Raw genomic sequence first — 22383 nt, 5'->3', positions numbered from 1 at the left:
AATGAGTTTTGAAGAGATAGCTAAAGAACTTAATCTTAGCGTGACACGCGTTCATCAAATCTATACTGAAGCTCTTAGAAAGTTAAAGAGTCCTAAAAATAAAGACAAGTGGATGGCTATCTTTGAAACGATTGACTTAATCAAAAAAGAAAAAGCAAAGAAAGAAAACTTAATACAAGGAGAGAAAAAATGATACCAATGATTAAAGGTGAGAAAGCTGATTATAGTGCTTCGCTTTTTGAGATAAAGGGTGTAAGCATTATTTATAAAGAAAGTGGAGTGTTTGTAGATGTTTTAAAAGGAATTTATCCTGATTATATTGCAAAAAAAATCATTCGTTTTCATTTGGGTAAAAAGCTTAACAAAAGTGCTTAAATTAAAGCACTTTGATTAAGTTTTTTAAAACTTAAATTTATTAGAAAGGATTAACAATGGCATTAGTTTATGTAGCCTCTCCTTACAAAGCTTTAGTAGTAAGAGAAAGTCAAAGAAAAGCACAAGCTATTAGCATAGCTCAGCAAGAATGCTTAAAAATTATGCGTGAATGTGAAGGTTTTGTGCCTGTTTCACCCATACTACAATTTAGTTATTTGGATGAAAACAAGCACAGAGACAAAGCTTTACAAATGGGATTAGAGCTTTTAAAAGCGTGTGATTATATTTATCTTAGCAAACACAAAGATGCAAAATATTCACAAGGTATGCAAGAAGAATTAGCACTTGCTAAAAAGCTTGGCATTAAAGAGCTAGTTTTGGAGTTGCCCTTACAATAAGGGCTTAAGGATAATCAAGAAAAAAACTAAACACGCAGTGCTTTTAAGATATGGCGTAATTCTTTGGGATTATCAAATTAATAAATTTAATTTAAAAGGAGAATAGATGCAAATAAATAATTTAGAAGATGTTAACTTAGCACTTAAAAAAGTGGCAGAACTTAGCGTAAAAATAGAAAAGATTAATGGCGAGGTGACTTTAGCTTGTAATGAGATTAAAGAAGCTCGTGCAGGAGAGATTAAGGTTTTAAGTGATGAACTTAAATATATAGAGCAGTGCATTACAACCTTTTGTGAAAATAATAAACACGAGTTTGCAGAAAAAAGAAGCAAAGAATTTACCTTTGGCAAGATTGGCTATCGCTTAAGTAAAAGTGTATCTTTACCACGTGTGAAAGAAAAACTAGAAAACTTAATCAAAGCTTTAAAAAGCTATGGACTTAATGATTGCATTACTTATAAAGAAGAACTTAATAAAGATGCTATTGCAGAGCTTGAAGATAGCACCTTAGTAAAGCTAGGACTTAAAAGAGTTGTAAAAGATAATTTTAGAATAGAGCCAAAGATTGAAAGCTTGGAGATTGAAAAATGAGAGAGCTTTCCTTAGCGACTTTTAAACTTTTAAATAGTGTTTTTAAAACAAAAACAGCTCATTTTAATGGCTTTTTAGAACTTGATTTTAAAAATAAAAGCAAAGCTTTAAAAGAAAAAAGAAAATGACTTCAAAGCAAAAAATTAGACTTAAAAGAATTTAACAAGTCCGCTAAGGCGGATTTGATTAAGTTTTTAAAACTTAATTTAAAACAAAAGGATAAAAAATGTATGTCAATGTAAGCATAGATGCGAGTGATTTAGAAGATATAGATGCTCATGATTTGGCTGAACTTTTTGAAGATTTAAGCACAAAAGAGCAAGAGGAATTCTTTGGAATTATCCATAAGGATATCAAGCCATTAGAAAGAATAAGAGCTATTCTTTCTAATTTGTCTAATGATGAAGCACTTAAACTTTTAAAAGAACTTAATAATGAGTTTAAAAGCGATGAGGAATGGCAAAAAACTATAAAAAGTATAAATGGAGGTAACAAATGAAACTACAAGATTTTGATTTTAGAGTTTGGGATAAGCATCACAAGGGTTGTGGTAATAAGGATTGCAAATGCCAAACAAAATATGTTTATGGTGAAGAAGCCAAAACAAGGTTATCTGAGTTTAAAGAGGATTGTGAAATAGAGCTTTTTACAGGGCTTTATGACAAGAAAGGTAAAAAAGTATACGAGAATGATATTGTTAAAGTTAAAAGTCTATACGATTACTTTTTAGCAAAAATCAGCATTCACAAAGAAGGGACTTTTTATTTTGAAGGAAAAAATGGAGATTACATAGGCTCTTTAATTTATTTAGTTGAAGATGAAGGATATACTATTGAAACTATCGGCAATATCCACGAGAATCCTGAACTTTTGAAATGTTAAAAAATATTAAAAATTTTAACATAAAAATGAAATATGTTAAAAAAGCCAAAAAATTTAACAAAGTCCATTGATTTAATGGGCTTGATTAAGTTTTAGCAAGGAAAAAAGATGAATTTGGATTTTTTAAATGAGTTTAAGTTAAAAAATAAAGATTTAAACGAGAAATTAGAGTTTTTAATCCCTGATTTTTTAGTTAAAAAAGCAATAACTATTATTTATGCAAATGGTGGAAGTGGAAAAAGTTATTTAAGTGCCGCCATTTCTAAAACACTTTGCAAAGATACAAGGGTTAAAAGCATCGTTTATGTTGACATGGATAATCCTTTAAATGTTTTAAATGAAAGAGGTTTTGGTGAACTTATTTTAAATGAAAGCAAATTCACTTATATTCACAGATCAAGCTTAAAAACTTCAGCTTATGAGCTTTTAGAAATGATTGAAGGCAAAGGCGTAGCAGGAAGCTATGAAGGGGTTTTATTTGTACTTGATTCTTTACGCAATTTTGCAGATATTGATAATGATACTAAAATGATGTCTTTAATGTCTTTACTCATGAATTTAAGAGAATGTGGGGCAACCATTATGGCTTTACACCATTCTACAAAAGATGGCAGAGCTTTTAAAGGCTCAAATCATATTAGAAACTCAAGTGATTGCATGTATTTTTTACAAAAAGTGGCTAACTTAGAACAAGGCTTTGAAGTATTGCTTAGTGTGCAAAAAGAAAGAGCAGGAATTAAAGATCAAGCCTTTTTTATCAATACAAAAACTCTAAATATTAAAAACACCGACTTGCAAAACGCTAAAATCAGCGATAAAGAAGAAGCTTTTATAGATAAAGTTTTAAAGCTTTTAAACGAAAAAAGCCTAAGCACAAGTGAGATTTTATCGGCTCTTGATGTAAGTAGGAGTGATAATTTTTCAAGGAATACTTTAGAGAAATTTAAAGGTGTTTTTTGGGAAAGTGAGCTTGGCGGAGAGAATGGTCGCACTTTTGTTTGGAAAAGTTTAAAAGCTGACAATAAAAACAGCAACGACAAAGAATTAAGCTTATTTGGGGATGAGTTATGAAATTTAACCCTCCAAGCAAAGAAGATTTAATTAAAGCCATTGATGAGTTTAATGCTAAAAACTCTTGCTCTATCCCTTATTTTATAGCAGATAGCTTTATAAATTACTATAAGCAAGACGATGGAAGATGGCTCATGGCTAATAAAAAGCCTTTAAAATGCTGGAAAAGAGCGCTTAATTCAACTTGGCTTCCAAAGTTAGCGAACAAATACAAAAATAAAGATAAGCAAAAAGCTTTAGCTTCTTGGCTAGAAGAGGAGTTTTAATGGATAATGCAAAAGAGGCACTAAAAGAGCTTTTTGGTATTAGTGAAGTTCAAGCAGTGGTTATAGAAAAACTTTATTTTAAAGCCAAAACACCAAAAGATATATTAGGCTTTAAAAAATACTATGATTTAACCATGTTAAAAAAGCAATTTGTTGGTACAAGCTATGAAAAACTTTCTCTTGTGTGCGCCTTTGCAGAGCTTGATTTAAACTTAAGGTACAAAAATATAGAGTCTTTTTTAGAATGGCTTTTCATTTCATTTTCAAATCGTTTTATTTTTCAAACAAAAAAAGGAGATTTCTCATATTCTTTTGTACTTAGATATTATGATGGTAACATTGTTTATGATGAGTTAGGAAAGCCTGTTTTAAAGCATGTTGATTGTGGAGATAATCTTTATTTTATTAATGCTAATAAAGAGCTTTGTGATGAGCAAAGAAAACCACTGAATGTAGGAGAGTTTTATAATAAGCTAGTTGAATATATGTTTAAAAACCAAGATAAAATTATTTTTGATAATAAAATTGAAATAAGCCCTGTTATTAAAACTCAAATTCCTAGCCAAACTAAAATAAATAAAGATTACGAGCAAAACTATTTAGAATACAAAAAGAATCAAAATAAGCTTTATAATGCAAATATTGATAAATTCACTTCAAAACTAGAGCAAATTTTAAAGGCTAAAAAATGAATACTCAAAACACTTTAAAAAAGCACTTAATTAAAATCATTCATACCTTAAGAAAAGATGCTAATTTAAGCGATGATGAAAGCTATCGCTGGGTTTTAAATCAAAGATATGGCAAAGCTTCAAGTAAGGATTTAAGCATAGATGAACTTAGGGACTTTGCTATAACTTTGGGCTATGATGAAAAGTTTTTAAAAAAGCAAAATACCAAAAAAGCAAGGTATTTTAAAAAAGAAAACACTAAAAGCGGAAGGGCTACAAAAAAGCAACTTAATATGATACAAGCCATTTGGAGTAAAAATGCTAAAAATCCTACTCAGTGGGCTTTAAGAGAGTTTATTAATAATATTGTAAAAAAGCGACCTTTGCATCTTTGGTATTTAAGTATAGAAGATGCTAATAAAGTTATCCTAGGGCTTAAAAATTTAGAAAACAACAGCACACATTAAGCCAAACGAAGCTAATGTTGTCTCATCAAAACAAAAGGAGATTAAAATGATTTTAGAAATACATTCTTACGATGCAGAGTTTTTTTTAACCTTAGGCATAGAAAAACACTCACAAATTGCCTTTGCTGCAAAAAGAACAAGCCTTGAAATAATGCATAATGGAATCACTCATCAGATTAAAACTGATAAAGATTTTGGGATTTTGCTTAATGTGGTTTGTAATATCAGAGAAAAACTTGATGAGAGTTTTGAGGAAGAAGATAAAAGCTTGGTTATTGATATAGATGAAATTGTGGCTAAAGTTTGCAAAGAATTAGAGTAATGCTCTAATTCTTTTTTCTTTCTCATCCATAGGGTATTGTTTATCCCAAGCCTCCATAAGTTTTCTTTCTTGGTCGGATAATCTGATATTATAAGTTTTGCTCATATATAAATAGCTTCTTGCAATCCAGCCTTTAGAATAATTTGCAGGATAAAATCTTTTTGCTTTAAAATCAGTATAAACCTTACAATTTCCATATTGAGTATATTTTAAATTAGTAGGAGCCTCAGCATATCTAAAATTGCTTCTATCCCCATTTATCTCTCCTATGGCTGGAACTAGGTTTTGTTTATCGGCTTCCATTTTTGCAAAAGTTGGATCATTTTTACAAGCTTTTCTGCCACCTTCTTTCCAGCAAGGTAAATGCTTTCCAAAGTTTTGGGCGGGCATAATATGCTCCCATTCTATGCGTTTGATTCTTTGGTTAATTTTTCCTTTTTTGGTGTATTCGTTTCTAGGAGCATATAAATCACTTTTAATCACTTCAAAACTAATATATTTTCCTTTTTTATTAACCTTAAAAGGTGCTTGACAATAAAAATCATACCAGTAAGAGCTCCCTAGATCATTATAAAATTTTACTAATTCTTTTTTGCTTTCTTCAAAACTTTTAGCATTTAATAAGCTTAAAGCAAGTATTAAAACGCTTATTATTTTTTTCATTTATTCTCCTTTTTATTTTTTAAAATTATACCCTACTAAATAAAATTTAACTTTTTTGCTATAATTTGCAAAAACACTCAAATAGGACTAGCATTGCTTAGCAATAACGAATACTTTGAATATTTTATTGATTTTGTGAAAAATAACGACAAACGAGAAATCTTAAAAGAATTTGGCGGTGCAAATATTTACATACCAAGCTATAAAACCTTACTTAGAGATGAAGAATTAAAACAGGATTTTAAAACACTCATAAAACAGGGAATAAGCACTAAAAATGCAAGTGTGGAATGTGCTAAAAAATACGATTTAAGTTTAAATGCGGTGTATTTAATCACTAAAGAATTGAGAGAAAATTTAGAACCAAGTTTGTTTTAGCTCTCAAACTCCACGCTAATTATATAAGCTTGGTCATTAAAACTATGACTCACGCTTTTAATACTAAATTCATAATGATCCATATTAATATCTTTAATCTTAAGTTTTCCACCTGCTCTTATTTCACGCCCAATAAGCTCACATCTTCCATTTAATCCACCTTTTTGAAGCTCATTGAGTTTTGCTTGTGCTTTTTTAAAAGCTTCATTATCATTTTTTGGTTGTGAGATTTGCATTTTATATATATTCTCCCCACTTCCTACTTTTATGCTTTTTATCTTTGCCTCATTTATATCTTGCCATTCTGCTATTACGGCACTATATTCATTTCTAGCACTTTCTGAAATTTCTAATGAAATACATTCTTTTAAAGTTATTTCAAATAAAGGTAAATTTTCATTCTTGCTTGTGATATTAGCAGCATTATCGCCAATCTTACCATCTTTTGGAGTAATGATTAAAGTATTTTCTTTTACACAGCAAATAAAACCATAATCAAAGCATATACTATATAAGAATTCTAAATTACTTTGATTATTTTGTAAAATACTTACTATATTTTGATCCTCTCCACTTGTTTTGATTTTTAGATTGTTTTCATTTGCGATTTTTCTTGCTATGGTAAAAAGAGTAGTGTTTTCAAAGCTTCTTGTCTTTTTCTCTTTTATATTAACGCTGCCTTTTCCACTAAAATTAATAGCACTTGCTCTAACTTCAGTAGTATTTGAAGTATAGTTTTTACTCACTACATTCACACTAAAGCTTCCACATTTATAAAGCTTTTCAAAGCCAAGCCAAAGCTCTAAACTATCCCCAAAAAGTGGCTTGGAATAAAGCCCAAAAACACTTAAACTTATCTCATCACTTTCAGCTTTTTCTTTATCTTCATAACTAATACTAATAAGATTTTTAGAAAGTTTTTCTGTGATATCCTCACCTTTGGCAATAAGTTTAAACTTAGGTTTTCTTACCATAAAGCCTTTTCCTTGCTTTCTTTGATTTTAATACTAGGTAAAATCACTTTATCCCCTGTTTTTAAAAGAGGCTCTAATCTTGGATTGGCTAATAAAACTTGATTAAAATACAAAAGTGTCCCATAATGCTTATAGACTATACTATCAAGCCTCTCGTTGTTTTTAGCTATGTAAATCTTACTCATCAAAATCCCTTTCTAAATCCATGCTAAAGCTTTGTGCTACAAAGCCACTTCCATCTACAAATGCACTTCTGTTTTCATTTAAGGATAAAATCACAAATTTACCATAATACTTTCCATTAGCTCCTGTTAAGATAAAAGATCTTTGTTCTTTTGCCATATTCTCAAGCTTATCTAAATAAGTATTTCTATCCCCTTTTAAAGGTAAAGTTTTGCCTTGTATTTTAATCTTTTCGCTTTCTTTAGAACTTGCAAATAAAGCATTATGATTATTAAGCCTATTTTGACTTTGTATGTTATATTCTAAGCTTCTTTCTAAATTATCAAAATTTAAAGCTTTAAACTCAAATTCTCCTAAAGCTAAAACCATTTAAACTCCTTTTTAGTTTCATCAAGCTAAAATTATCTTAATTAGATAAGGTTGATACCTAAAATGTAGTAGTAGGATAGTCCAAATTAATTGGGGTATGTATTGTGAGTGCAAGTCTCACCGCCTTATCTGATCTTAATATATGTCTTATTATCTTTATTAATCGCTTCTACTTTTCCTAATGTAACTATTGCATTGGTTTTACCAAACTTCTTTAGCTTATAATCAGGGGTAATTACAATTTTATTGATACGACTAGCATCTTTTTTATCTTCAAAGAAATACAATAAAGAATTATTTGCATTATCCCAATAAACTTCTTTTGCTTCATCTAAAACTTTAACAATTTGCTTGATTTCATCCGCGCTTAAAGCCTGATTATAACTTGCCTTTCTTTTAGGACTTGCGTGTAAAAGATTGTTTTTGCTCAGTGTAAAGTATAAGTCTTCTAAGTCTTTTTTATTAAGTTTTTCTAAAAACTCTTTGGTGCTTTTATCCATTTTACCTACTTGTATGAAATTGATAGGATATTTTTGATTATCTTTAATGATGACTTCATCCACCATATCATCTAAGCTTTTTTGCCAAGTGTACAGTTCTTTTTGATGAGTGAAGCTTTTAACTTCTTTTGTTTTTTTAGCCGCTGCACTTAACATATCAAGCTTTATAAAGTTTTGAATGACTTCAGTGTTTTTTTGTTTATAAAGCTCATCTAAAAGCTCTTCATCATTAAAGCCATTAAATTCGCTTTCTTTGGCATTTGATGGTGGTATTTTTAGGCCTTTAACTTCACTTTCACCTACTTCTAAAACATAACACCTGCAACCATAATCATGCATAGTTACATGCGGATAATGACTATCCCAAAAAGGATCATCTTTATGTAAAACTATGCCATCAAAGGCTCTGTGTTTGTCCCTAACCAAAGAATCTTTTTGGGTGCAGTATTTAAAATAAGGTTTAGTGCTTTTCATTTGATTTTCATAGATAGCTTTAGCTTTAGCTTTTCTTGAGTTTTCCTCAAAGATTTTTTTTAATCTTGCACTATTAAAATGAGTTTTTTTAACTTCACCTGTTTTAGGGTTTATAACTTCCTTTGAACCCCACCAACCTTTAGCTTTTAATTTCTCCTCTGCAATCTTACTCCAAGTGCTAAATTTATCCCCATTTTTAATAGCATTTACTAAAGTATCTTGCATATCTTTTAACAAGCTTTCATCCATAAGCTTAGCAATAGTAAAGACTTTTTTATGGGTTGAATATGAAAGTTCATCATAATCAAAACTAAGCTCTAGCTTTTTATTTTTTAAAAAATCAACAGCTTTAGTAGGTTCTGAAAAAAATCCTATTTTTGCACCTGTCATTTTAATCCTCCAAGTATCTTAAAATACCGGAATTATTTAAAGCTATAAAAAGATGTTTTTCAAACTCGCTTTGCTCTAAACTAGAAAAATTTTCTTTAAGTTTATTGAGTGCCTCGTTAAAATCTTTACAATCTTTTACAATGCTTTCAAATTGCTCTTGAAAAAACTTTGACATGCTCTCATCGACTTTTAAGTATTCTTTTTGTTCTAATCCTTTGTCAATAAAATCTTCTTCAAAGCTCTCTAACTTTACTTTGTTTTCAAAGACTTTTTTATCATTTTCTAAATCTTTAAAGTCTTTTTTTTCTAAAGTCTCTCTTATAAGCTCACCCTCTACATTATAAGTGTTTTTAATGTATTCTTCATCAAAGCAAAAGCCCATGTTAAAAAGTTTTAAATCCCTTTCGCAAAGCTCACTTTTTGGTTCTGCTTCGCTAAAAAACTGCACATAGAGTTCATCTTTAAAATGATTGATTTCTTTGAAAAACTTAATGGCACGATTTAAAATAAAAAGAACTATTTGTCCATCTTGGGCGGCTAAATCTTTTCTTATTTGATTATGTGACTCAGCCGCTGCTAAAGAACCTCCGCTTACTTGAGAACTTAAATTAGCTCCTAAAACCACGCTTCTTATTTGATTATCTAAGTAATCTATTATTTCATTATAATTTGCCTTAGCCTTTGGCTGGATTAAATCAAGCTCTTCTTCTTTATCAATGACCGCACTATCGCCATTTAACATTTGATGAATTTCAGAAGCTAGTGCATCAGGATCGCTATCTGTTTTTGCAACTGCCCAAGGAGAACCAAATCTTTCTAAAAACTCCATCCAAAACTTTAAACTTGCATTTTTAAGCTTTACTGGAAAATAAAGCTTTGTTAATAAGGCATCGCCATTTTTAAATAAAAAATTAGAGCCAAAAAGTCCATAAATTGCTTTTTTATCTTCCACAATTTCTTCGCAACCATTGCCATTATAAACTAACTCATCATTTTCATTAAAGCCAAAATTTCTAAAATCTCTTTGTTTTAAGATTGGATAGTAAAAACCATCTTTTAACTTGTAATTAACTTCAAATACATTAAGCCCATAAAGATAGGTTTCTAAGATTTGACTTAATAAATCAGGATTGAAAAGATACTCAAAGCTTTCTTTTATTTTTTCGTTTTCACAAACGATTTGAAGCTCTTTTGCTAAAATCACACTCCTTCGTGATTGATGAGCTTGAGTAAAGCTTAGATCTTTAAAAATCATTTTTTGATCGTTCTCGCTGATTTTAAGCACATTTAAATAGCTTGAGTTTATAAGAGTGTTTATAAGACTATTGTTTTTTAATATCACTTCTCTTTTAGATTTGATTTCTTTTTTCATATTTTTCCTTTAAAAACGCCTTATTCTTGAAACAGAGTTAAAATGATGCTTTCTTCTTTTAATGCTACTTTTAGTTCTTGCTAATAAAAATGCTCCTGCTAAGCTATCAGGTGCATCATCATTTTTCCCTTCTGGAAATTCTAAAAGTTGATTTATAAGCATAGTTTGGCTTTTATGTAAAAAAAGCTCTTCATTTTCAAAAGCAAGGCTTAAACTCTCAATGCGTTCAAACTTGCTAACGCTATTATTTTTACCACGCAAAGGCAAAAAAACTCCACTTTCTAAGCTTTTTTCTTGTAACCATTTTTTCAAGAAAAATTGACCGCCATTAGTTTCAATTTCAATCAAGCGACATTTATAAATCTTTTGAAGATTAAAAATGGTTTTTATAATGCTTTGTGCTTTTAAGATTTTTACGATGCTTTCTGCTACATAAAAACCCTTTGCACCTTTGCCAATAATGGTAATCGCAGTAAAGTCACTTTTTGCTTTTTCTCCTGCTGGGTCAATATACATATAATACTGATTAATGGCAGGTAAATCATCATAAAAATTAATGCCATCAAGGCTAAAGATTTGATTTTCACTTCTTGGATTATTGAGTTGCTCTTTATTAAAAGCTTTTAGATTTTCAGCCCTTAACTTCATTAAATCTTCTAAGCTTTTGGCTTCTTTCCAAAGAACTTTTGCCCCTTTATCCATTAAAACTTTATTTTTTAAATAAAATTGATGAGCGGTATTAAAATCAGCATTTCTATAAAGCATGGCGTATTCATCCCATAAATCAAGCCTTTGTGGAAACTCTTCGATGGAACGGAAGACTTTAGGATTCCAAAAACCAAGCTTTAATTTTCTAGATAAAACACTATCATTATGTAAAATGGTTCCAATATAAAGCACATCTAAGCTTCCATCCGCACTCCCTAAGTTTAAAACCGCTTCATCCACCCAATCTTCTAATTTATCCCTTTGATCTTTACTTCTGACATTTGTATCATTTTCTAAATCATCTAAAATAACTAAATCAGGTCTTTTAACCCCATATCTAACCCCACGCAGTCTTTTACCACTGCCAAAGGCTTTAATCTTTACGCCATTATTACTTACAAACTCTCCTACGCGCCAAGTCTTACCAATTCCTACTACTTCGGGAAAATCAAGCTTTAAATGCGGATTATCTTCAAGCTCTGCTTTAATAGCTTCAAGCATTCCTTCCATAAGTTCGACCGCATCTGAAATCTCTACTATAAAGCTTTTATAATTAAAAACTAAGCACCACAAAGGAAAGAGTTGTGAAGTGTAGGTGGATTTACCATGAGCTCTTGGTGCAGCTATGGCGTGTTTTTCACCTTTACTTTCTTTTTTAAGTGCGATTTTTGTAAAAACTTCATTTAAGTGCAAATGTAAGCCACATTCTCCTTTAATGGTAAAATAATGCGGAAAATAAGTTCTTGCAAAATAATCAAAATCCACACTCGCTCTTTTAATTCTTTCTTCTTTTAAAGTAGGATCTAAATGGCTTTCATGCAAAAATTGAGTTTTTAATTCATTTTTTAGCTCATCCATCCATTCTAAAAAGTCTTTTCTTTGCATAGCACCTTTTAGTTCATTTGGAGTGTTTTCGTGCTTTTGTTCGTTTGAGATTAAAAACTCATCGAGTTCTTCTTTGGAAAAAAGCATTAAATATCCATTGCTAAAATTTCTTTTTCTATCACTCCACTTTCTAAAAGTGATACAAGTTTTGCTACGCAATCTTTATCATTTTTTAAATGACTTATGATAATTTCAACCACTTTTTTAGCAACATTTAAACGATAGCTACTTGGATCTTCTAATCTTGCAACCTTTCTCATTTTTGAAAAGCTATCGCCTATCCTTGCAATGGCTTCAGTTTTCTTTTCTGCATTCATTTTTTCATCAGTATTTATATTTTCAATCGCACAAAACATTTGCTCAGTAAAACTTTCATATAATGAGGCACTTTCTTTATCTTTTATTTTTGAAGTTAAAAGATTAGCTTTTTGCTTATCCCAATCGCCATCTTTGGCTTTGTAGTTTCTAATCGTTTTTTCATTGCGGTTTAAAATTTTTGCAATTTTAAATATATCAAAACCTGCAATATAAAGTTCTTTTGCTAAATCTTTTAAGTTGTTTTGAGACTTCGCGGATGAAGTAAATTTATCCTTACGAGCAGGAGTTTCACTCTCTGCACCCACCTGAAGGCCACACCCGACCTTTGCCATCTTAGGCTTTGTGGTGGAAGTTAAATTTTTAGCCATTTAATCTCCTTAAATCCATTCTTTTTCTTTTAATTTTAAACGCTCTAACTTTGTTTTGTGGAATAAAGTTATCTTCATCAATTTCAGTTGGAATTTTTTTATTTGCCATTTTTAAAAGTAAATCATTAGCCCACTCTCTAATCTCTTCTAAGCTTTCTTTTGGAAAATCATTTCGGCGTTTTAATTCCATAATTGTAAGCTTTACACAGATATCTTTTAAAAGAGGAGTTGGGTTTTTAGGTATCTTTATAAAACTTGCAATATAACTTTGTGCATCATTAATAGCATCATCAATCACTTCTTTATCACAAACCCCGTCAGCATTTAAATCGCTAAGCTCTGCTATGGCATGAACGCTTAATTCTTTGATTAAATCCTTTTCATCTATCATAAAAAAATGCGTTTTAGTTTCTGTGATAAGCTTTTCTTCTAAAATGTCTTGATAATTCATTTAAAAAAACCTTTTTTAATGTGGTTAAAATATGGTTAAAATCGTTTAAAATCTTTTTCTAATATCTTTTTAGCTTTAAAAGCATTTTTTGCCTTTAAAGCTAAAATTGTGCGTTTTACTCTAAAACAAGCTTAATAAGTCCATTTGGTCTGGTGCAAACTGGCATGGCTCTCATTTCGCCTACAATTTCAATTCCAGCCCCACGAGGTAAAATCTCAGGCTTAGAAACAAACATTAAACTTGGTGCTTTTCCTAAAGCATCAGTATGATTTGCTCTTGTATAATAAATGCGATTAGAATTATCCTTTGGCACAACCATACCCTCAGTGCCTTTTAAAAATTCAACGCTTTTTCCATTTGTATTTTTATATTTTGCACTATAACGGCGATATTTGGTGCCATATAAAATTAAGGACTTATCTTTCTCATCCCTACTTGCAAGATGATTTTTATAAAGATCTTCGCTTAATGCCAAGTTAGAAATAGCCGCAAAAAGTTCATTTCCACAAAGCACTTCATAATCAGCACTTGTTCCAAATTCATCAATAATTGCTGAATCAATCGCATCACAAACACTGTCTAAAGTCACACTCCCATCTTTTTTAACACTAATAGCTTTCTTACTTGCACTTCCAAAATCAAAAAGCACATTTCCTTTGCCATCTAAAATCTTGCCAAATAAAGCACCATTTGCCATATATTCAAGCGTAGTATTAAAGCTTTCTTTCATTTCTTTAACCAAAACCCCAAGAGCTCCACTTAAGCTTTTAGCCTGAGCTTCTTGCAATGCTAAAGACCTTAAAGAATTAATCTCACTCGCACTGATTCTTTTTGCTAATGCAAAGCGTGGTAAAGGTATATTTAAAATATAAGCGTCTTTAGTATTTTCTAAAGAATGTTCCCCATTATCTGAAATGCTATTTAAAACAATTCCAGCACCTTTTATAATTTCAACCCTTACGGTGCTCTCTAAACTTGGGATTTTATCCTTAAAAAAAGTATCACTTACAAAGCGAGGTGAAGCTTTGGTTTGATTAATAACTTCAGTTATTTTTGTACTTGAAAAAAGTTCCAAAAGTTGCTCTAAATCCATTTTTACTCCTTAGTATTAATAATTAAATTTTGCATAAAAGCCTTTTTAACCGCACTTACATGAACGCCTTTTAAATTGATTTCTCCTGCTAATAAAACCCCATAAACTCCAGAACTAAGAGCGTGATCTTTAAGCATTGCTAATTTAACATTTTCTTTTGCACTAATATCTTCATTTGGACATTTTTTAAAGCTTTCTCCAAAATCTTCGCTGATTAAAAGCGTTCCAAGAGCTAAGCTTCCATTAGTTTCAAGATCTATTTTCGCATTAATTGAAAACAAATCTTTATTGATAAAACTTTCAAGGCTTTTTGGCATAGCAATTAAAGGATCATTGCTTAAGCTTTTTGGTGTGACCTTTGATGGCATTTCTTCTCCTTTTTCATTTATAAATTCCTTAGTGGTTTCATTTTCACTCACAGCTTCTTCATTGACTAGGTTCTCATCTTCTAAAGACAAAGCTTTAGGTAAGTCTCCAGTTTCCAAGTCTTCATTTTCTAGGTTTTGGGTTTCTTTTTTAGCTTTAGCCATTTTTAATCCCCTAACATCATTTTCACAACATCAAACTCATTAGTTTTTGCTGTGTTTTTATTTGCAAAAACATTGTTTTTTGGAACTTGCACTTGATCATTCTTGGTATCTAAAAAGCTTTTAAAGCCTTCTAAATCCTTGCAAGCATAGGATATTGCCCATTCTTTTTGGGAATTAGCAATTTTGCCACTATTTAGAGCATTATCCACTAAAGAGTTAGCTAAGTTTTTAGCGCTTTCTTCGTTTTGTTTTTTTAAAGCTTCATTTTGTAAAGCGAGTGAGCTATTTTCATTTTTTAAAGCTATAATCTGAGATTCTAGCTCTTTGATTTTTTCATCCATTTTCTCTCCTTTGTTTTGATGAATATTATTTTTGTTAGCAATGAGTTCGCCTAGCTCATCAATAAATGGTGTATTAGTTAGTGCGACTGAGTGAAGCTTAGCTCTTACTAGTTCTCCACTTTTATTGTCTTTTGAATTAAATTCAAACACAGGGGATAAATAGCGGTATTGCTTATTTGCTATATATTTTTTAGCCTCTTCGTTAAACTCAGCCTTAGCCATTAAGGCATCATTTTCCAAATAAAGCTCTTTAATCCAACCTGCAGCAGGTGCTTTTTCATTTTTTAAGCTTTGATGCTCATAGTCAATAACCAAATCAATCTTTTTTTGATTAAAATTATCAATCATTGAGTTTAAATCTTTATCATCAACCTTAAACCTGCCATTATTATGCCCTTTCCACTCACCCTTAATTGCCACTTTTATGGGCTTATCATTGCTAACTTCGACTAAATTTTCTTTATTGATAAAAAGCATTTTAAATCCTTAAAAAATCATCTTTTGGTAAAAAGCTACTTTGCAAAGTTCTTGCATAAATGCTTAAATAGCCATGATCGCTTATTCCTTCGTAAACCTTTTTAAGATCTTTAAGCTCTATTCTAAAACCATTGCTAGGTTCTGCATTTAAAAGCACTTTATCAACAGCTTCTATTGCATCAAATAATTTATGCTTAGCATCAATTCTGTGTTTAGGAGCTTTTGATTTTGTATGGGTTAAAATATAAAGTTTCCAAGTTCCCACTTTATTTTCTAAATCTTTATAACTTTCTCCTTCAAAATCAAGCAAAAGTGAAGCATCTAAATTATTAATACAACTTGCTATGTTTTGGGTGTCTTCAAACTCGCCTAAATACATTCTTACTTTAAAATCTTTTAATAGTTCTAAAAGCTCATTTTCAAAACTTTTAAGCATTTTTCATCCTTTAAAAATTAGCGGCAATTTTAAAATGAGTTCTTTTTTTAATCAAGCAAATTATTTTTTCAAAGAGTTTTAGCACAAAATTTTTCTAGTTTTTGGGTCAGCTTTTTAACTAAACTTACGACATTTTAAAGGAGTGAAAATGAAAAATAACCCTTATTTTAAAGAAAGCGAATTTAAATGTAAATGCGGCAAATGTGAATTGCCTCAAAATGTGCCAAGTGATGAGCTTATAGACATTCTTTGTGAAATCAGAGAACATTACAATGCTCCTGTTATTATAAATAGTGGATATCGCTGCAAAGAGCATAATGCAGAGGTTGGTGGAGCCCCTAAAAGCCAACACGCTATAGGAAGTGCAGCAGACTTTGTGGTTAAAGGAGTTAAAACAGAAGAAGTTCATCAATATGTTTTAATCACCTATGGCGAAAGAGGTTTAGGGATTGCTATAAAGCATAATTTTAATGATCCTTATGCTGGGTTTGTACATTTAGACACTAGAGGCAAAAAAGCAAGATGGACTTATCCATAAGGAAAAGATTGTGTTTAGTTTTATTTTATCAAGGTTTTTAAGTCCTTCAAAAATAGCTTTTTTTGTTCTAATTGCTCTTTGTGGTTTTTTATATTTAAAAAACAATGCTTTAGCTTTAGAAAATGAAAATCTAAAACTTAAAGCTTTGCATTTTAACAATGAAATCAATGTTTTTAAAGATAAATTAGCCCAGCAAAATAAAGCTATTGATAAATTAAAACTTGATTTAAAGCCCAAAGAGACTTTAAAAGAAGTTTTAAAAGTGGATAAGGTTTTTATTAAAGATAAAAGCTGTGAGAGTGAACTTAAAGCTTATAAAGAATTATTTAATATTTTAGGAGCAAAAAAGTGAATGATAAAATGAGAATTTTCCTATTAATTATACCTTTTGTTTTTTTAAGCGCTTGTGCTTCTAAAGATATTTTGATTAAAACTGAAATCAAAGAAGTTAAAGTTCCTATTAAATGCCCTTTAAAACTTCCCTTAAAGCCTTTAGACAAAAAAGACTTAGAAAGTGCTAAAGAAATCTCTAAATATTACTTAGAAGTTGAAAATATAGCCAAGCTTTGCACAGGAGAGAAAGATGAAAGAAAATAATAAAATGATAAATCAAAAAAGCATTGCAAAAGATCTTCTTATAGCTCTTTTGTTTTCAACTTTTGCATTAGCTTTATTATATTTATTTGAAATTTTTACAAGGAACTAGCAATGAAATTAGAAGATATATTTGTATATATGGTTTTAATGATAGTAAGCTTTATAGCTGGACTTGTAGGAATTGTAACAAAAAATAAATTAAGCAAAGCTCTTAATTTAAAAGGTAAATTTACACTCTTTTTAAAAGGTATGCTAGGTTCTATGTTTGTAGCATATCTAGTTTTTGAAATTGTAAATTATCTTAATTTTGGCATAAAGCTTAGCGTTGCAGTGGGTGGTTTTGCAGCTTATATGGGGACAGATGCATTGCTTAAAATTGAGCAACTTGTAGAAAAGTTAATTAATAAAAAAATGGAAAAACTATAATGAACGAACTTGGCATCATTTGCGACATTAAAGACAATAAAGCTAAGGTTGCTATTGGAGATATGGTAACGGATTTTTTAAGTGTTTTTCAAAGTCTAGCTAATTCTTATGCAGTGAGCTTTTCTCCTTTAAGAATAGGAGAGCAAGTATTAGTCATACCTGTGCGTGGGGATTTAAATAGTGGAGTTATTTTGCGTGGGCTTTACCAAGAAAAACATAGAGCAAAAAACACAGATGAAAATACTTTTAATATAGATTTTGAAGATGGAACGCATTTAGAATACAACTCTAAGAGTAGCACTTTAAAACTTGATGTGGTTAAAAATATAAATATCACTTGTGTAGATAAAACCACCCATAACCAAAACAACACCTTAAATACTAAAAATCATACTACAAACGCTAATACCATAACGCTTAACGCTCCAAGTATTAATTTAAATGGTAATACTCAAATTGCAGGAGCAATTTCTACAAGTGGCGAAGGTGGGGCAAGTGGTACTTTTAGCATAAAAGGAAATTTAAACTTAATAGGCAATTTACAAGTTAGTGGAAATATAAGCGATAGCAAAGGTGATTTAACAAATCATACCCATTCTTGTACTTGTGGTGCCACAGCTTCGCCAAGATAGGAAAAACTATGAAAGAATTATTTTTGCTTTTATTTTCATTAGTCTTTTTTATGCTCTTTTGCATGGGGGCATTTTATGCTTTTTTAAACCTAAACTTTTTTATTAAAAGCATTTTTATAGGCTTTTTTATAGCTTTTATGTTTTTAGGATTTTCGCAAATGCTAGAAAACATTTTTGAATTTTACAAAGGTTTAAAATGAATTACATGGTAAGCATCGAAGAAAGCATTAAAGACATTTTAATCACTCCTTTAGGCTCAAGAGTAATGAGACCAGAATATGGTTCTTTACTTTATACACTCATAGATAGAAAAATCGATGATGATTTTAAGATAAAGCTTACTAGATATACAGCAGAGGCTATTTCAAAGTGGGAAAAAAGAGTAAAGCTAAAAGGTGTGAGACTTAATGAGTGTAAAGACAATAAATTAAGCATTACCTTGCTTTTTGAAAATTATGGGGATTTAACCATGGAGCTAGGCAAATGAGTGAGCTTTTAAGTGCAAATGATAGCTATTTTAAACAAAGCTTTTTAAAAGACATTCCTTATCCACAAATCATAGAAGAGCTTGATTATGAAAAACTTTTAAAAGCCTATGAAGAACTTTTTAAAAGCTTTTTAAAAGATAATGTAGAGCTTTTAGAATCTGACCCTTTTAAAGCCATTTTAGAAGCTTTAGCTTATAGAGAAATGATAATTAGAGCAAGAATTAATGAGAGTATAAAAGCAACTTATCTTCATTATGCAAAGGGAAGTGATTTAGATAATGTAGTAGCTAATGGCTATTTGATACAAAGGCTTAAAGGGGTTAAGCCCACAGCTAAAGTAGAGTTTGAATTAAATACTTTACTTACTTATGATGTCATCATCCCAAAAGGTGCAATTTTTTCAAATGAAAAAGCAGACCTTGCCACTTTAAAAGAAGAAGTGGTGATTAAAAAAGGGCAAAGTAAAGCACAAGGTATTTTAGAACTTAATGAATTTATTCAAAGCAAAGAAAGTAAAACCGAGTTTTTACAAACCCCACTGCCTTTTGTAGCTAAGATTAAACAACTAGAATTTTTCAAAGGTGGAGCCAGTGAAGAAAGCGATGAGGCTTTAAGAGAAAGAGCTATAATGAGTGTACATCGCTTTTCAACCGCAGGAAGTGAAAAAGGCTATATCTATCACGCTTTAAGCGCAAGTGCAAAAGTCGCTTCCATAAAAGCTTTAAACAATGGAGCAGGAAAAGTAAGAGTTATCATTAAAAGCGAAGATGAATTAAGCGTTGATGTGGTTAAAGAGTATTTAAGTGCGGATGAGCGAAGACCTTTAACTGATGAAGTCAGCGTTGAGTTAGCTAAAAAAAGAGAGTTTATCGTAGATGCCAAACTTTTGCTTTTAGAATTAAGCCGTGCTAATGAAATAAGTGAAAAGATTAATGCTTTGCAAAAGGACTTTGATTTAAGTGTGGATTTAGCACTGGGATTTATTTATAAATGTCTTCATCAAGACGGAGTTTATAAAAGCGAAATTTTAAGCATTAAAGAAAAAATCATAAATGAAGAAGAGCAAGAATTAAAAGACTTGCCCTTAGAAAATATAATAATAGCTGATGATGAGTTTGCAACCCTTAGCTTTTCACTTAGTTATGAAAAGGCGGTGCTATGAATACACTAATACTAAACCACCATCCAAAACAAAGCAAAGCCATTGATTTAAGTGCTAAAACAAGATTTGAAGATTTAAATTTAGCTAGTATCACAAATCTAGCTCTAAATTGCGATGAAAGATTATTGCCAATTTTAGCCAATGCTTATGATGTAAGTATTGATGGTTTAAATGAAAAAGAAGCAAGAAAGCTAATATCTAAAGCCTTGCTTTTAGATAGATACAACGGCACAACTTGGGCTATAAAAGAAGCTTTAAGAGCCGTATTTCCTACTGCAGTGGTTAAAGAGTGGTTTAATTATGGTGGAAAGCCTTATTTTTTTAAAGTTAAAGTAAGCACAACCAATGTTAGCTTTGATGAAAGAACGCTTAATACTTTAGAAAGACTAATTTATGATTTTAAAAATGTTAGAAGCGTTTTAGAAGCAATTGAAATAGAGATTAAAAGTAAAAATGATAGTTTTAATGCTAATGCACAAATAAGTGGAGAAACTATAGAAATCTTACCTTTTCAAACCACTTTTTTAGAAAATGAAATTAAAAGTACTAAAAATGTATTTGGAATTTTTATGTGTGAAATAACAAGAACTAATATTGATTTTAAAGGAGTGTATTAATGGCAAAAAGTGAATACTATACCATACTAACAAAAATTGGCATTGCTAAATTTATTGCCGCAAGAGCAAGTGGAAATGGTATCAATTTAAAAAGCTTTAAATTAAGTTCAAAAGTTATTTTGCCCAGTGAAGAAATGCAAAGCTTAGAAGAGATTGTATATGAAGCTAATATTAGTAGCAAAAGCGTGGATGAAAGCAATCCAAACTATGTGAATTTAATGTGTCATGTGCCAAGCGATGTGGGCGGGTTTGAAGTTAATGCAGTAGGCGTTTATGATGAAGCAGGAGATTTGCTTGCAGTTGGAAATGTCCCACGCACTTATAAACCTATCTTAAAAGAAGGCAGCGCTAAAGAGCTTATGATAAAAATTGTCATGGAGCTTTCTAATGCAAAGGAAGTTATTTTAAAACTAGATCCTAGCGTGATTATGGCAAGTCGTGATTATGTGGATGCTATTAAAGTGGAACTTAATCTTAAAATTGATGCTTTAACGCAAAAATATGATGCAGAGTTTAAAAAAGTATGGGATGAGTTTGCTAAATATCTTTTAGAAAATAAATTTAATACAGAAATTGCCAAATATGTTACTTTAGCTACTAATCAAACCATTACAGGAGCTAAAGACTTTACCAAACTACCTACAAGCTCTATAAAAGCTACAAATGACAATCAATTTGTAAATTTAGCTACCTTAAAAGAAAATCAACTCAATTTAAAAGATCCAGAACTTTTAGCATTGATAGGGTTTAATACCTATCTTGATGGAACTTCTTTACTTAAATCTCATTCTATGTCTAATAATGTGATATACACAAATACAACAGGAGGAAAAACACCTATTGCAATAAAAATTCAACAAATCGATAATGTAGTCAATCAAGCTAGTATTAGTATATACATAAATAATTCTTTAATAAAAAAAATAAATGCTATACAATACACTAATTCAACAGGTAAATATATTCCATTAACACATTATGAAGGTATTTTAAAACCAAATGACACATATAAAATAGAATTGTTTAATATTGTTATGGATAAGCCAAATATTGAGGCAACAATTTTAAATGTCCAATAAGGAGAAAAAATGAAATATTTTATAGACAAAAACGATAATAATCAAATTTATGCTTATGAGGATGAAGTGAGCGATGAGCAAATTAAAACAGGTTTAACACCTATTAGCGAAGAAGAGTTTAATGCTTTAACAAGTCCTCCTAAAAGTGAAGAAGAGCTTTTAAACGAGGCAAAAGAATTAAAAATAAATGAAATCAATGCTAAAAAAGAAAGCGTTTTAAATGGTGGATTTTCTTTTAAAGGTAAAATCTATCAAAGTTCTAATGAAGATCAGTTAAGAATTAATGGAGCAGTAACCAATGCTCTTGTTAATCCTAATTTAATTCCTTATATTGATTGGATTGCGCTTGATAATACAACTACAAGATTTAGCGTAGATGAGTTTAAACTCTTTGCAAGTAGCATGGCTTATTTTGTGCAAGAGACTATTTTTAAAGCAAGTGCTTTAAAAGAAAAAGCTAGAAATGCACAAAGCAAAGAAGAACTTGATTTAATTGTTTGGGAGAGTGAAAAATGACTAAAGCAGAATTAAAAAGAGTATGCGTAAAGCCATACGATAAGGACAGGTTTGAAGTGATACAAGATTATGAGTTTGCTTTGCTTAGTTTTAAAGGCATTGTGCCAAAAGGATTTAAAACTGATGGTGCAAGTATCCCACGCCTTTTTTGGTCTTTGTTTCCACCTTTTAAAAGTGAGTATTTTAGCGCTTGTGTGGTGCATGATTTTTTATGCGAAAAAGCAAATTCAAGAACTGATTATAGGACAGCTGATTTAGCATTAAAAGAAGCTATGACTTTGCTTGGATGTTCAAGACTTAAAATCTTTGTATTTTATCATTCTTGCAATCTTTATCATGCAATAAAATGCTTGATAAAAGGAAAATAAAAAAAA

Annotated in this window: 38 protein-coding genes; 25 read left to right on the top strand and 13 right to left on the bottom strand. The window is 30.4% G+C overall.

What is annotated here, in order from left to right:
* Window position 1: 1 nt before the first annotated feature.
* From FBF21_RS00440 to FBF21_RS00390, 12 genes are all read left to right on the top strand, one after another.
* Window positions 2-193 carry a sigma factor-like helix-turn-helix DNA-binding protein gene (locus FBF21_RS00440; RefSeq protein WP_002795448.1) on the top strand — a complete coding sequence of 64 codons (192 nt, stop codon included), beginning with the start codon at window positions 2-4 and terminating at the stop codon, window positions 191-193.
* Complete coding sequence (locus tag FBF21_RS00435) at window positions 190-375, top strand: hypothetical protein (protein WP_002824157.1); 186 nt, start codon at window positions 190-192, stop codon at window positions 373-375. Before FBF21_RS00440 ends, FBF21_RS00435 begins: the two co-directional genes overlap by 4 nt.
* 56 nt (window positions 376-431) lie before the next feature.
* Complete coding sequence (locus tag FBF21_RS00430; protein ID WP_002791419.1) at window positions 432-773, top strand: DUF4406 domain-containing protein; 342 nt, start codon at window positions 432-434, stop codon at window positions 771-773.
* A gap of 106 nt (window positions 774-879) precedes the next feature.
* Entirely contained in the window at window positions 880-1365 is a 486-nt protein-coding gene (locus FBF21_RS00425; protein ID WP_002806832.1) for a host-nuclease inhibitor Gam family protein, read from the top strand.
* Window positions 1362-1493, top strand: a complete 132-nt coding sequence (locus FBF21_RS09325) for a hypothetical protein (RefSeq protein WP_282434100.1) — start codon at window positions 1362-1364, stop codon at window positions 1491-1493. Before FBF21_RS00425 ends, FBF21_RS09325 begins: the two co-directional genes overlap by 4 nt.
* 98 nt (window positions 1494-1591) lie before the next feature.
* Window positions 1592-1864 (top strand): hypothetical protein, encoded by a 273-nt coding sequence (locus FBF21_RS00420; RefSeq protein WP_002791414.1) that lies wholly within the window; start codon window positions 1592-1594, stop codon window positions 1862-1864.
* Entirely contained in the window at window positions 1861-2247 is a 387-nt protein-coding gene (locus FBF21_RS00415; RefSeq protein WP_002791413.1) for a YopX family protein, read from the top strand. The genes FBF21_RS00420 and FBF21_RS00415 overlap by 4 nt, the downstream gene beginning before the upstream one ends.
* Window positions 2248-2355: 108 nt before the next feature.
* On the top strand, window positions 2356-3318 hold the full coding sequence (locus FBF21_RS00410) for a hypothetical protein (protein WP_002793909.1): 963 nt from the start codon (window positions 2356-2358) through the stop codon (window positions 3316-3318).
* Window positions 3315-3584 (top strand): hypothetical protein, encoded by a 270-nt coding sequence (locus FBF21_RS00405; RefSeq protein ID WP_002784531.1) that lies wholly within the window; start codon window positions 3315-3317, stop codon window positions 3582-3584. Before FBF21_RS00410 ends, FBF21_RS00405 begins: the two co-directional genes overlap by 4 nt.
* Window positions 3584-4276, top strand: a complete 693-nt coding sequence (locus FBF21_RS00400; RefSeq protein ID WP_002793908.1) for a hypothetical protein — start codon at window positions 3584-3586, stop codon at window positions 4274-4276. The genes FBF21_RS00405 and FBF21_RS00400 overlap by 1 nt, the downstream gene beginning before the upstream one ends.
* Complete coding sequence (locus FBF21_RS00395; RefSeq protein ID WP_002876315.1) at window positions 4273-4722, top strand: regulatory protein GemA; 450 nt, start codon at window positions 4273-4275, stop codon at window positions 4720-4722. Before FBF21_RS00400 ends, FBF21_RS00395 begins: the two co-directional genes overlap by 4 nt.
* Window positions 4723-4768: 46 nt before the next feature.
* Window positions 4769-5044 carry a hypothetical protein gene (locus tag FBF21_RS00390; RefSeq protein ID WP_002784526.1) on the top strand — a complete coding sequence of 92 codons (276 nt, stop codon included), beginning with the start codon at window positions 4769-4771 and terminating at the stop codon, window positions 5042-5044.
* On the opposite strand, the gene FBF21_RS00385 is transcribed toward FBF21_RS00390, so the two are convergent.
* Entirely contained in the window at window positions 5036-5707 is a 672-nt protein-coding gene (locus FBF21_RS00385) for an endonuclease (protein WP_002876312.1), read from the bottom strand. The two genes, FBF21_RS00390 and FBF21_RS00385, sit on opposite strands and share 9 nt — an antisense overlap.
* A gap of 93 nt (window positions 5708-5800) precedes the next feature.
* Between FBF21_RS00385 and FBF21_RS00380 the strand changes: the two genes are divergently transcribed.
* Entirely contained in the window at window positions 5801-6085 is a 285-nt protein-coding gene (locus FBF21_RS00380; protein ID WP_002784523.1) for a Mor transcription activator family protein, read from the top strand.
* Here the strand turns inward: FBF21_RS00380 and FBF21_RS00375 are convergent.
* The 12 genes from FBF21_RS00375 to FBF21_RS00320 all read right to left on the bottom strand — a co-directional run bounded on the left by FBF21_RS00375 (window position 6082) and on the right by FBF21_RS00320 (window position 15954).
* A complete protein-coding gene (locus FBF21_RS00375) occupies window positions 6082-7059 on the bottom strand; it encodes a phage tail protein (protein ID WP_052797565.1) in 978 nt (325 codons plus the stop codon). The genes FBF21_RS00380 and FBF21_RS00375 overlap by 4 nt on opposite strands.
* A complete protein-coding gene (locus tag FBF21_RS00370) occupies window positions 7053-7244 on the bottom strand; it encodes a tail protein X (RefSeq protein WP_002784520.1) in 192 nt (63 codons plus the stop codon). Before FBF21_RS00370 ends, FBF21_RS00375 begins: the two co-directional genes overlap by 7 nt.
* Complete coding sequence (locus FBF21_RS00365) at window positions 7237-7611, bottom strand: phage tail protein (RefSeq protein WP_002784519.1); 375 nt, start codon at window positions 7609-7611, stop codon at window positions 7237-7239. The genes FBF21_RS00370 and FBF21_RS00365 overlap by 8 nt, the downstream gene beginning before the upstream one ends.
* 125 nt (window positions 7612-7736) lie before the next feature.
* Window positions 7737-8975, bottom strand: a complete 1239-nt coding sequence (locus tag FBF21_RS00360; protein ID WP_168985420.1) for a phage minor head protein — start codon at window positions 8973-8975, stop codon at window positions 7737-7739.
* 1 nt (window position 8976) lies between these two features.
* A complete protein-coding gene (locus FBF21_RS00355) occupies window positions 8977-10347 on the bottom strand; it encodes a DUF935 family protein (RefSeq protein ID WP_168985419.1) in 1371 nt (456 codons plus the stop codon).
* Window positions 10348-10356: 9 nt separating this feature from the next.
* On the bottom strand, window positions 10357-12027 hold the full coding sequence (gene terL, locus FBF21_RS00350) for a phage terminase large subunit (protein ID WP_038401728.1): 1671 nt from the start codon (window positions 12025-12027) through the stop codon (window positions 10357-10359).
* Window positions 12027-12626: a DUF1804 family protein gene (locus FBF21_RS00345; RefSeq protein ID WP_002803360.1), complete on the bottom strand. Its 600-nt coding sequence runs from the start codon at window positions 12624-12626 to the stop codon at window positions 12027-12029. Before FBF21_RS00345 ends, terL begins: the two co-directional genes overlap by 1 nt.
* Window positions 12619-13077: a phage protein Gp36 family protein gene (locus tag FBF21_RS00340; RefSeq protein WP_038401722.1), complete on the bottom strand. Its 459-nt coding sequence runs from the start codon at window positions 13075-13077 to the stop codon at window positions 12619-12621. Before FBF21_RS00340 ends, FBF21_RS00345 begins: the two co-directional genes overlap by 8 nt.
* 115 nt (window positions 13078-13192) lie before the next feature.
* A complete protein-coding gene (locus FBF21_RS00335; RefSeq protein ID WP_002803364.1) occupies window positions 13193-14170 on the bottom strand; it encodes a major capsid protein in 978 nt (325 codons plus the stop codon).
* 2 nt (window positions 14171-14172) lie between these two features.
* Window positions 14173-14700: a hypothetical protein gene (locus FBF21_RS00330; RefSeq protein WP_038401719.1), complete on the bottom strand. Its 528-nt coding sequence runs from the start codon at window positions 14698-14700 to the stop codon at window positions 14173-14175.
* 2 nt (window positions 14701-14702) lie between these two features.
* Window positions 14703-15518: a phage protease gene (locus tag FBF21_RS00325; RefSeq protein WP_002912880.1), complete on the bottom strand. Its 816-nt coding sequence runs from the start codon at window positions 15516-15518 to the stop codon at window positions 14703-14705.
* A 1-nt stretch (window position 15519) separates the two neighbouring features.
* Window positions 15520-15954: a hypothetical protein gene (locus FBF21_RS00320; protein ID WP_002784501.1), complete on the bottom strand. Its 435-nt coding sequence runs from the start codon at window positions 15952-15954 to the stop codon at window positions 15520-15522.
* A 148-nt stretch (window positions 15955-16102) separates the two neighbouring features.
* Between FBF21_RS00320 and FBF21_RS00315 the strand changes: the two genes are divergently transcribed.
* The 12 genes from FBF21_RS00315 to FBF21_RS00260 all read left to right on the top strand — a co-directional run bounded on the left by FBF21_RS00315 (window position 16103) and on the right by FBF21_RS00260 (window position 22377).
* The gene (locus FBF21_RS00315) at window positions 16103-16492 is read left to right on the top strand and encodes a D-Ala-D-Ala carboxypeptidase family metallohydrolase (RefSeq protein WP_002870185.1); all 390 of its coding nucleotides are present in this window, start codon (window positions 16103-16105) and stop codon (window positions 16490-16492) included.
* A gap of 10 nt (window positions 16493-16502) precedes the next feature.
* Window positions 16503-16844, top strand: a complete 342-nt coding sequence (locus tag FBF21_RS00310) for a hypothetical protein (RefSeq protein ID WP_002827119.1) — start codon at window positions 16503-16505, stop codon at window positions 16842-16844.
* A complete protein-coding gene (locus FBF21_RS00305) occupies window positions 16841-17089 on the top strand; it encodes a hypothetical protein (RefSeq protein ID WP_002784496.1) in 249 nt (82 codons plus the stop codon). Before FBF21_RS00310 ends, FBF21_RS00305 begins: the two co-directional genes overlap by 4 nt.
* A gap of 111 nt (window positions 17090-17200) precedes the next feature.
* A complete protein-coding gene (locus tag FBF21_RS00300; protein ID WP_002784492.1) occupies window positions 17201-17515 on the top strand; it encodes a phage holin family protein in 315 nt (104 codons plus the stop codon).
* Window positions 17515-18147: a phage baseplate assembly protein V gene (locus FBF21_RS00295; protein WP_002827116.1), complete on the top strand. Its 633-nt coding sequence runs from the start codon at window positions 17515-17517 to the stop codon at window positions 18145-18147. The genes FBF21_RS00300 and FBF21_RS00295 overlap by 1 nt, the downstream gene beginning before the upstream one ends.
* Before the next feature lie 8 nt (window positions 18148-18155).
* Window positions 18156-18347: a hypothetical protein gene (locus FBF21_RS00290; protein ID WP_002795238.1), complete on the top strand. Its 192-nt coding sequence runs from the start codon at window positions 18156-18158 to the stop codon at window positions 18345-18347.
* A complete protein-coding gene (locus tag FBF21_RS00285; RefSeq protein ID WP_002795239.1) occupies window positions 18344-18634 on the top strand; it encodes a GPW/gp25 family protein in 291 nt (96 codons plus the stop codon). Before FBF21_RS00290 ends, FBF21_RS00285 begins: the two co-directional genes overlap by 4 nt.
* A complete protein-coding gene (locus FBF21_RS00280) occupies window positions 18631-19797 on the top strand; it encodes a baseplate J/gp47 family protein (RefSeq protein ID WP_002888058.1) in 1167 nt (388 codons plus the stop codon). The genes FBF21_RS00285 and FBF21_RS00280 overlap by 4 nt, the downstream gene beginning before the upstream one ends.
* Complete coding sequence (locus tag FBF21_RS00275; RefSeq protein ID WP_002864870.1) at window positions 19794-20414, top strand: phage tail protein I; 621 nt, start codon at window positions 19794-19796, stop codon at window positions 20412-20414. Before FBF21_RS00280 ends, FBF21_RS00275 begins: the two co-directional genes overlap by 4 nt.
* Window positions 20414-21493, top strand: coding sequence for a phage tail protein (locus tag FBF21_RS00270; protein ID WP_168985418.1), 1080 nt, complete (start codon window positions 20414-20416; stop codon window positions 21491-21493). Before FBF21_RS00275 ends, FBF21_RS00270 begins: the two co-directional genes overlap by 1 nt.
* 9 nt (window positions 21494-21502) lie before the next feature.
* On the top strand, window positions 21503-22009 hold the full coding sequence (locus FBF21_RS00265; protein WP_002872718.1) for a DUF4376 domain-containing protein: 507 nt from the start codon (window positions 21503-21505) through the stop codon (window positions 22007-22009).
* Entirely contained in the window at window positions 22006-22377 is a 372-nt protein-coding gene (locus tag FBF21_RS00260; RefSeq protein WP_002888062.1) for a DUF1353 domain-containing protein, read from the top strand. The genes FBF21_RS00265 and FBF21_RS00260 overlap by 4 nt, the downstream gene beginning before the upstream one ends.
* The last annotated feature ends 6 nt before the right edge of the window (window positions 22378-22383 follow it).

The sequence above is a fragment of the Campylobacter sp. CFSAN093238 genome (genome assembly GCF_012898015.1).
GTDB lineage: Bacteria > Campylobacterota > Campylobacteria > Campylobacterales > Campylobacteraceae > Campylobacter_D > Campylobacter_D jejuni.
The sequence above is the reverse complement of the archived record's forward strand: the minus strand, read 5'-3'. Positions and strand labels throughout refer to the sequence as shown.

Bases quoted from the DNA above. Each gene is read 5' to 3' on its own strand.
- FBF21_RS00440 (WP_002795448.1), top strand. From the start codon at position 2: ATGAGTTTTGAAGAGATAGCTAAAGAACTTAATCTTAGCGTGACACGC.
- FBF21_RS00435 (WP_002824157.1), top strand. From the start codon at position 190: ATGATACCAATGATTAAAGGTGAGAAAGCTGATTATAGTGCTTCGCTT.
- FBF21_RS00430 (WP_002791419.1), top strand. From the start codon at position 432: ATGGCATTAGTTTATGTAGCCTCTCCTTACAAAGCTTTAGTAGTAAGA.
- FBF21_RS00425 (WP_002806832.1), top strand. From the start codon at position 880: ATGCAAATAAATAATTTAGAAGATGTTAACTTAGCACTTAAAAAAGTG.
- FBF21_RS09325 (WP_282434100.1), top strand. From the start codon at position 1,362: ATGAGAGAGCTTTCCTTAGCGACTTTTAAACTTTTAAATAGTGTTTTT.
- FBF21_RS00420 (WP_002791414.1), top strand. From the start codon at position 1,592: ATGTATGTCAATGTAAGCATAGATGCGAGTGATTTAGAAGATATAGAT.
- FBF21_RS00415 (WP_002791413.1), top strand. From the start codon at position 1,861: ATGAAACTACAAGATTTTGATTTTAGAGTTTGGGATAAGCATCACAAG.
- FBF21_RS00410 (WP_002793909.1), top strand. From the start codon at position 2,356: ATGAATTTGGATTTTTTAAATGAGTTTAAGTTAAAAAATAAAGATTTA.
- FBF21_RS00405 (WP_002784531.1), top strand. From the start codon at position 3,315: ATGAAATTTAACCCTCCAAGCAAAGAAGATTTAATTAAAGCCATTGAT.
- FBF21_RS00400 (WP_002793908.1), top strand. From the start codon at position 3,584: ATGGATAATGCAAAAGAGGCACTAAAAGAGCTTTTTGGTATTAGTGAA.
- FBF21_RS00395 (WP_002876315.1), top strand. From the start codon at position 4,273: ATGAATACTCAAAACACTTTAAAAAAGCACTTAATTAAAATCATTCAT.
- FBF21_RS00390 (WP_002784526.1), top strand. From the start codon at position 4,769: ATGATTTTAGAAATACATTCTTACGATGCAGAGTTTTTTTTAACCTTA.
- FBF21_RS00385 (WP_002876312.1), bottom strand. From the start codon at position 5,707: ATGAAAAAAATAATAAGCGTTTTAATACTTGCTTTAAGCTTATTAAAT.
- FBF21_RS00375 (WP_052797565.1), bottom strand. From the start codon at position 7,059: ATGGTAAGAAAACCTAAGTTTAAACTTATTGCCAAAGGTGAGGATATC.
- FBF21_RS00370 (WP_002784520.1), bottom strand. From the start codon at position 7,244: ATGAGTAAGATTTACATAGCTAAAAACAACGAGAGGCTTGATAGTATA.
- FBF21_RS00365 (WP_002784519.1), bottom strand. From the start codon at position 7,611: ATGGTTTTAGCTTTAGGAGAATTTGAGTTTAAAGCTTTAAATTTTGAT.
- FBF21_RS00360 (WP_168985420.1), bottom strand. From the start codon at position 8,975: ATGACAGGTGCAAAAATAGGATTTTTTTCAGAACCTACTAAAGCTGTT.
- FBF21_RS00355 (WP_168985419.1), bottom strand. From the start codon at position 10,347: ATGAAAAAAGAAATCAAATCTAAAAGAGAAGTGATATTAAAAAACAAT.
- terL (WP_038401728.1), bottom strand. From the start codon at position 12,027: ATGCTTTTTTCCAAAGAAGAACTCGATGAGTTTTTAATCTCAAACGAA.
- FBF21_RS00345 (WP_002803360.1), bottom strand. From the start codon at position 12,626: ATGGCTAAAAATTTAACTTCCACCACAAAGCCTAAGATGGCAAAGGTC.
- FBF21_RS00340 (WP_038401722.1), bottom strand. From the start codon at position 13,077: ATGAATTATCAAGACATTTTAGAAGAAAAGCTTATCACAGAAACTAAA.
- FBF21_RS00335 (WP_002803364.1), bottom strand. From the start codon at position 14,170: ATGGATTTAGAGCAACTTTTGGAACTTTTTTCAAGTACAAAAATAACT.
- FBF21_RS00330 (WP_038401719.1), bottom strand. From the start codon at position 14,700: ATGGCTAAAGCTAAAAAAGAAACCCAAAACCTAGAAAATGAAGACTTG.
- FBF21_RS00325 (WP_002912880.1), bottom strand. From the start codon at position 15,518: ATGCTTTTTATCAATAAAGAAAATTTAGTCGAAGTTAGCAATGATAAG.
- FBF21_RS00320 (WP_002784501.1), bottom strand. From the start codon at position 15,954: ATGCTTAAAAGTTTTGAAAATGAGCTTTTAGAACTATTAAAAGATTTT.
- FBF21_RS00315 (WP_002870185.1), top strand. From the start codon at position 16,103: ATGAAAAATAACCCTTATTTTAAAGAAAGCGAATTTAAATGTAAATGC.
- FBF21_RS00300 (WP_002784492.1), top strand. From the start codon at position 17,201: ATGAAATTAGAAGATATATTTGTATATATGGTTTTAATGATAGTAAGC.
- FBF21_RS00295 (WP_002827116.1), top strand. From the start codon at position 17,515: ATGAACGAACTTGGCATCATTTGCGACATTAAAGACAATAAAGCTAAG.
- FBF21_RS00290 (WP_002795238.1), top strand. From the start codon at position 18,156: ATGAAAGAATTATTTTTGCTTTTATTTTCATTAGTCTTTTTTATGCTC.
- FBF21_RS00285 (WP_002795239.1), top strand. From the start codon at position 18,344: ATGAATTACATGGTAAGCATCGAAGAAAGCATTAAAGACATTTTAATC.
- FBF21_RS00280 (WP_002888058.1), top strand. From the start codon at position 18,631: ATGAGTGAGCTTTTAAGTGCAAATGATAGCTATTTTAAACAAAGCTTT.
- FBF21_RS00275 (WP_002864870.1), top strand. From the start codon at position 19,794: ATGAATACACTAATACTAAACCACCATCCAAAACAAAGCAAAGCCATT.
- FBF21_RS00270 (WP_168985418.1), top strand. From the start codon at position 20,414: ATGGCAAAAAGTGAATACTATACCATACTAACAAAAATTGGCATTGCT.
- FBF21_RS00265 (WP_002872718.1), top strand. From the start codon at position 21,503: ATGAAATATTTTATAGACAAAAACGATAATAATCAAATTTATGCTTAT.
- FBF21_RS00260 (WP_002888062.1), top strand. From the start codon at position 22,006: ATGACTAAAGCAGAATTAAAAAGAGTATGCGTAAAGCCATACGATAAG.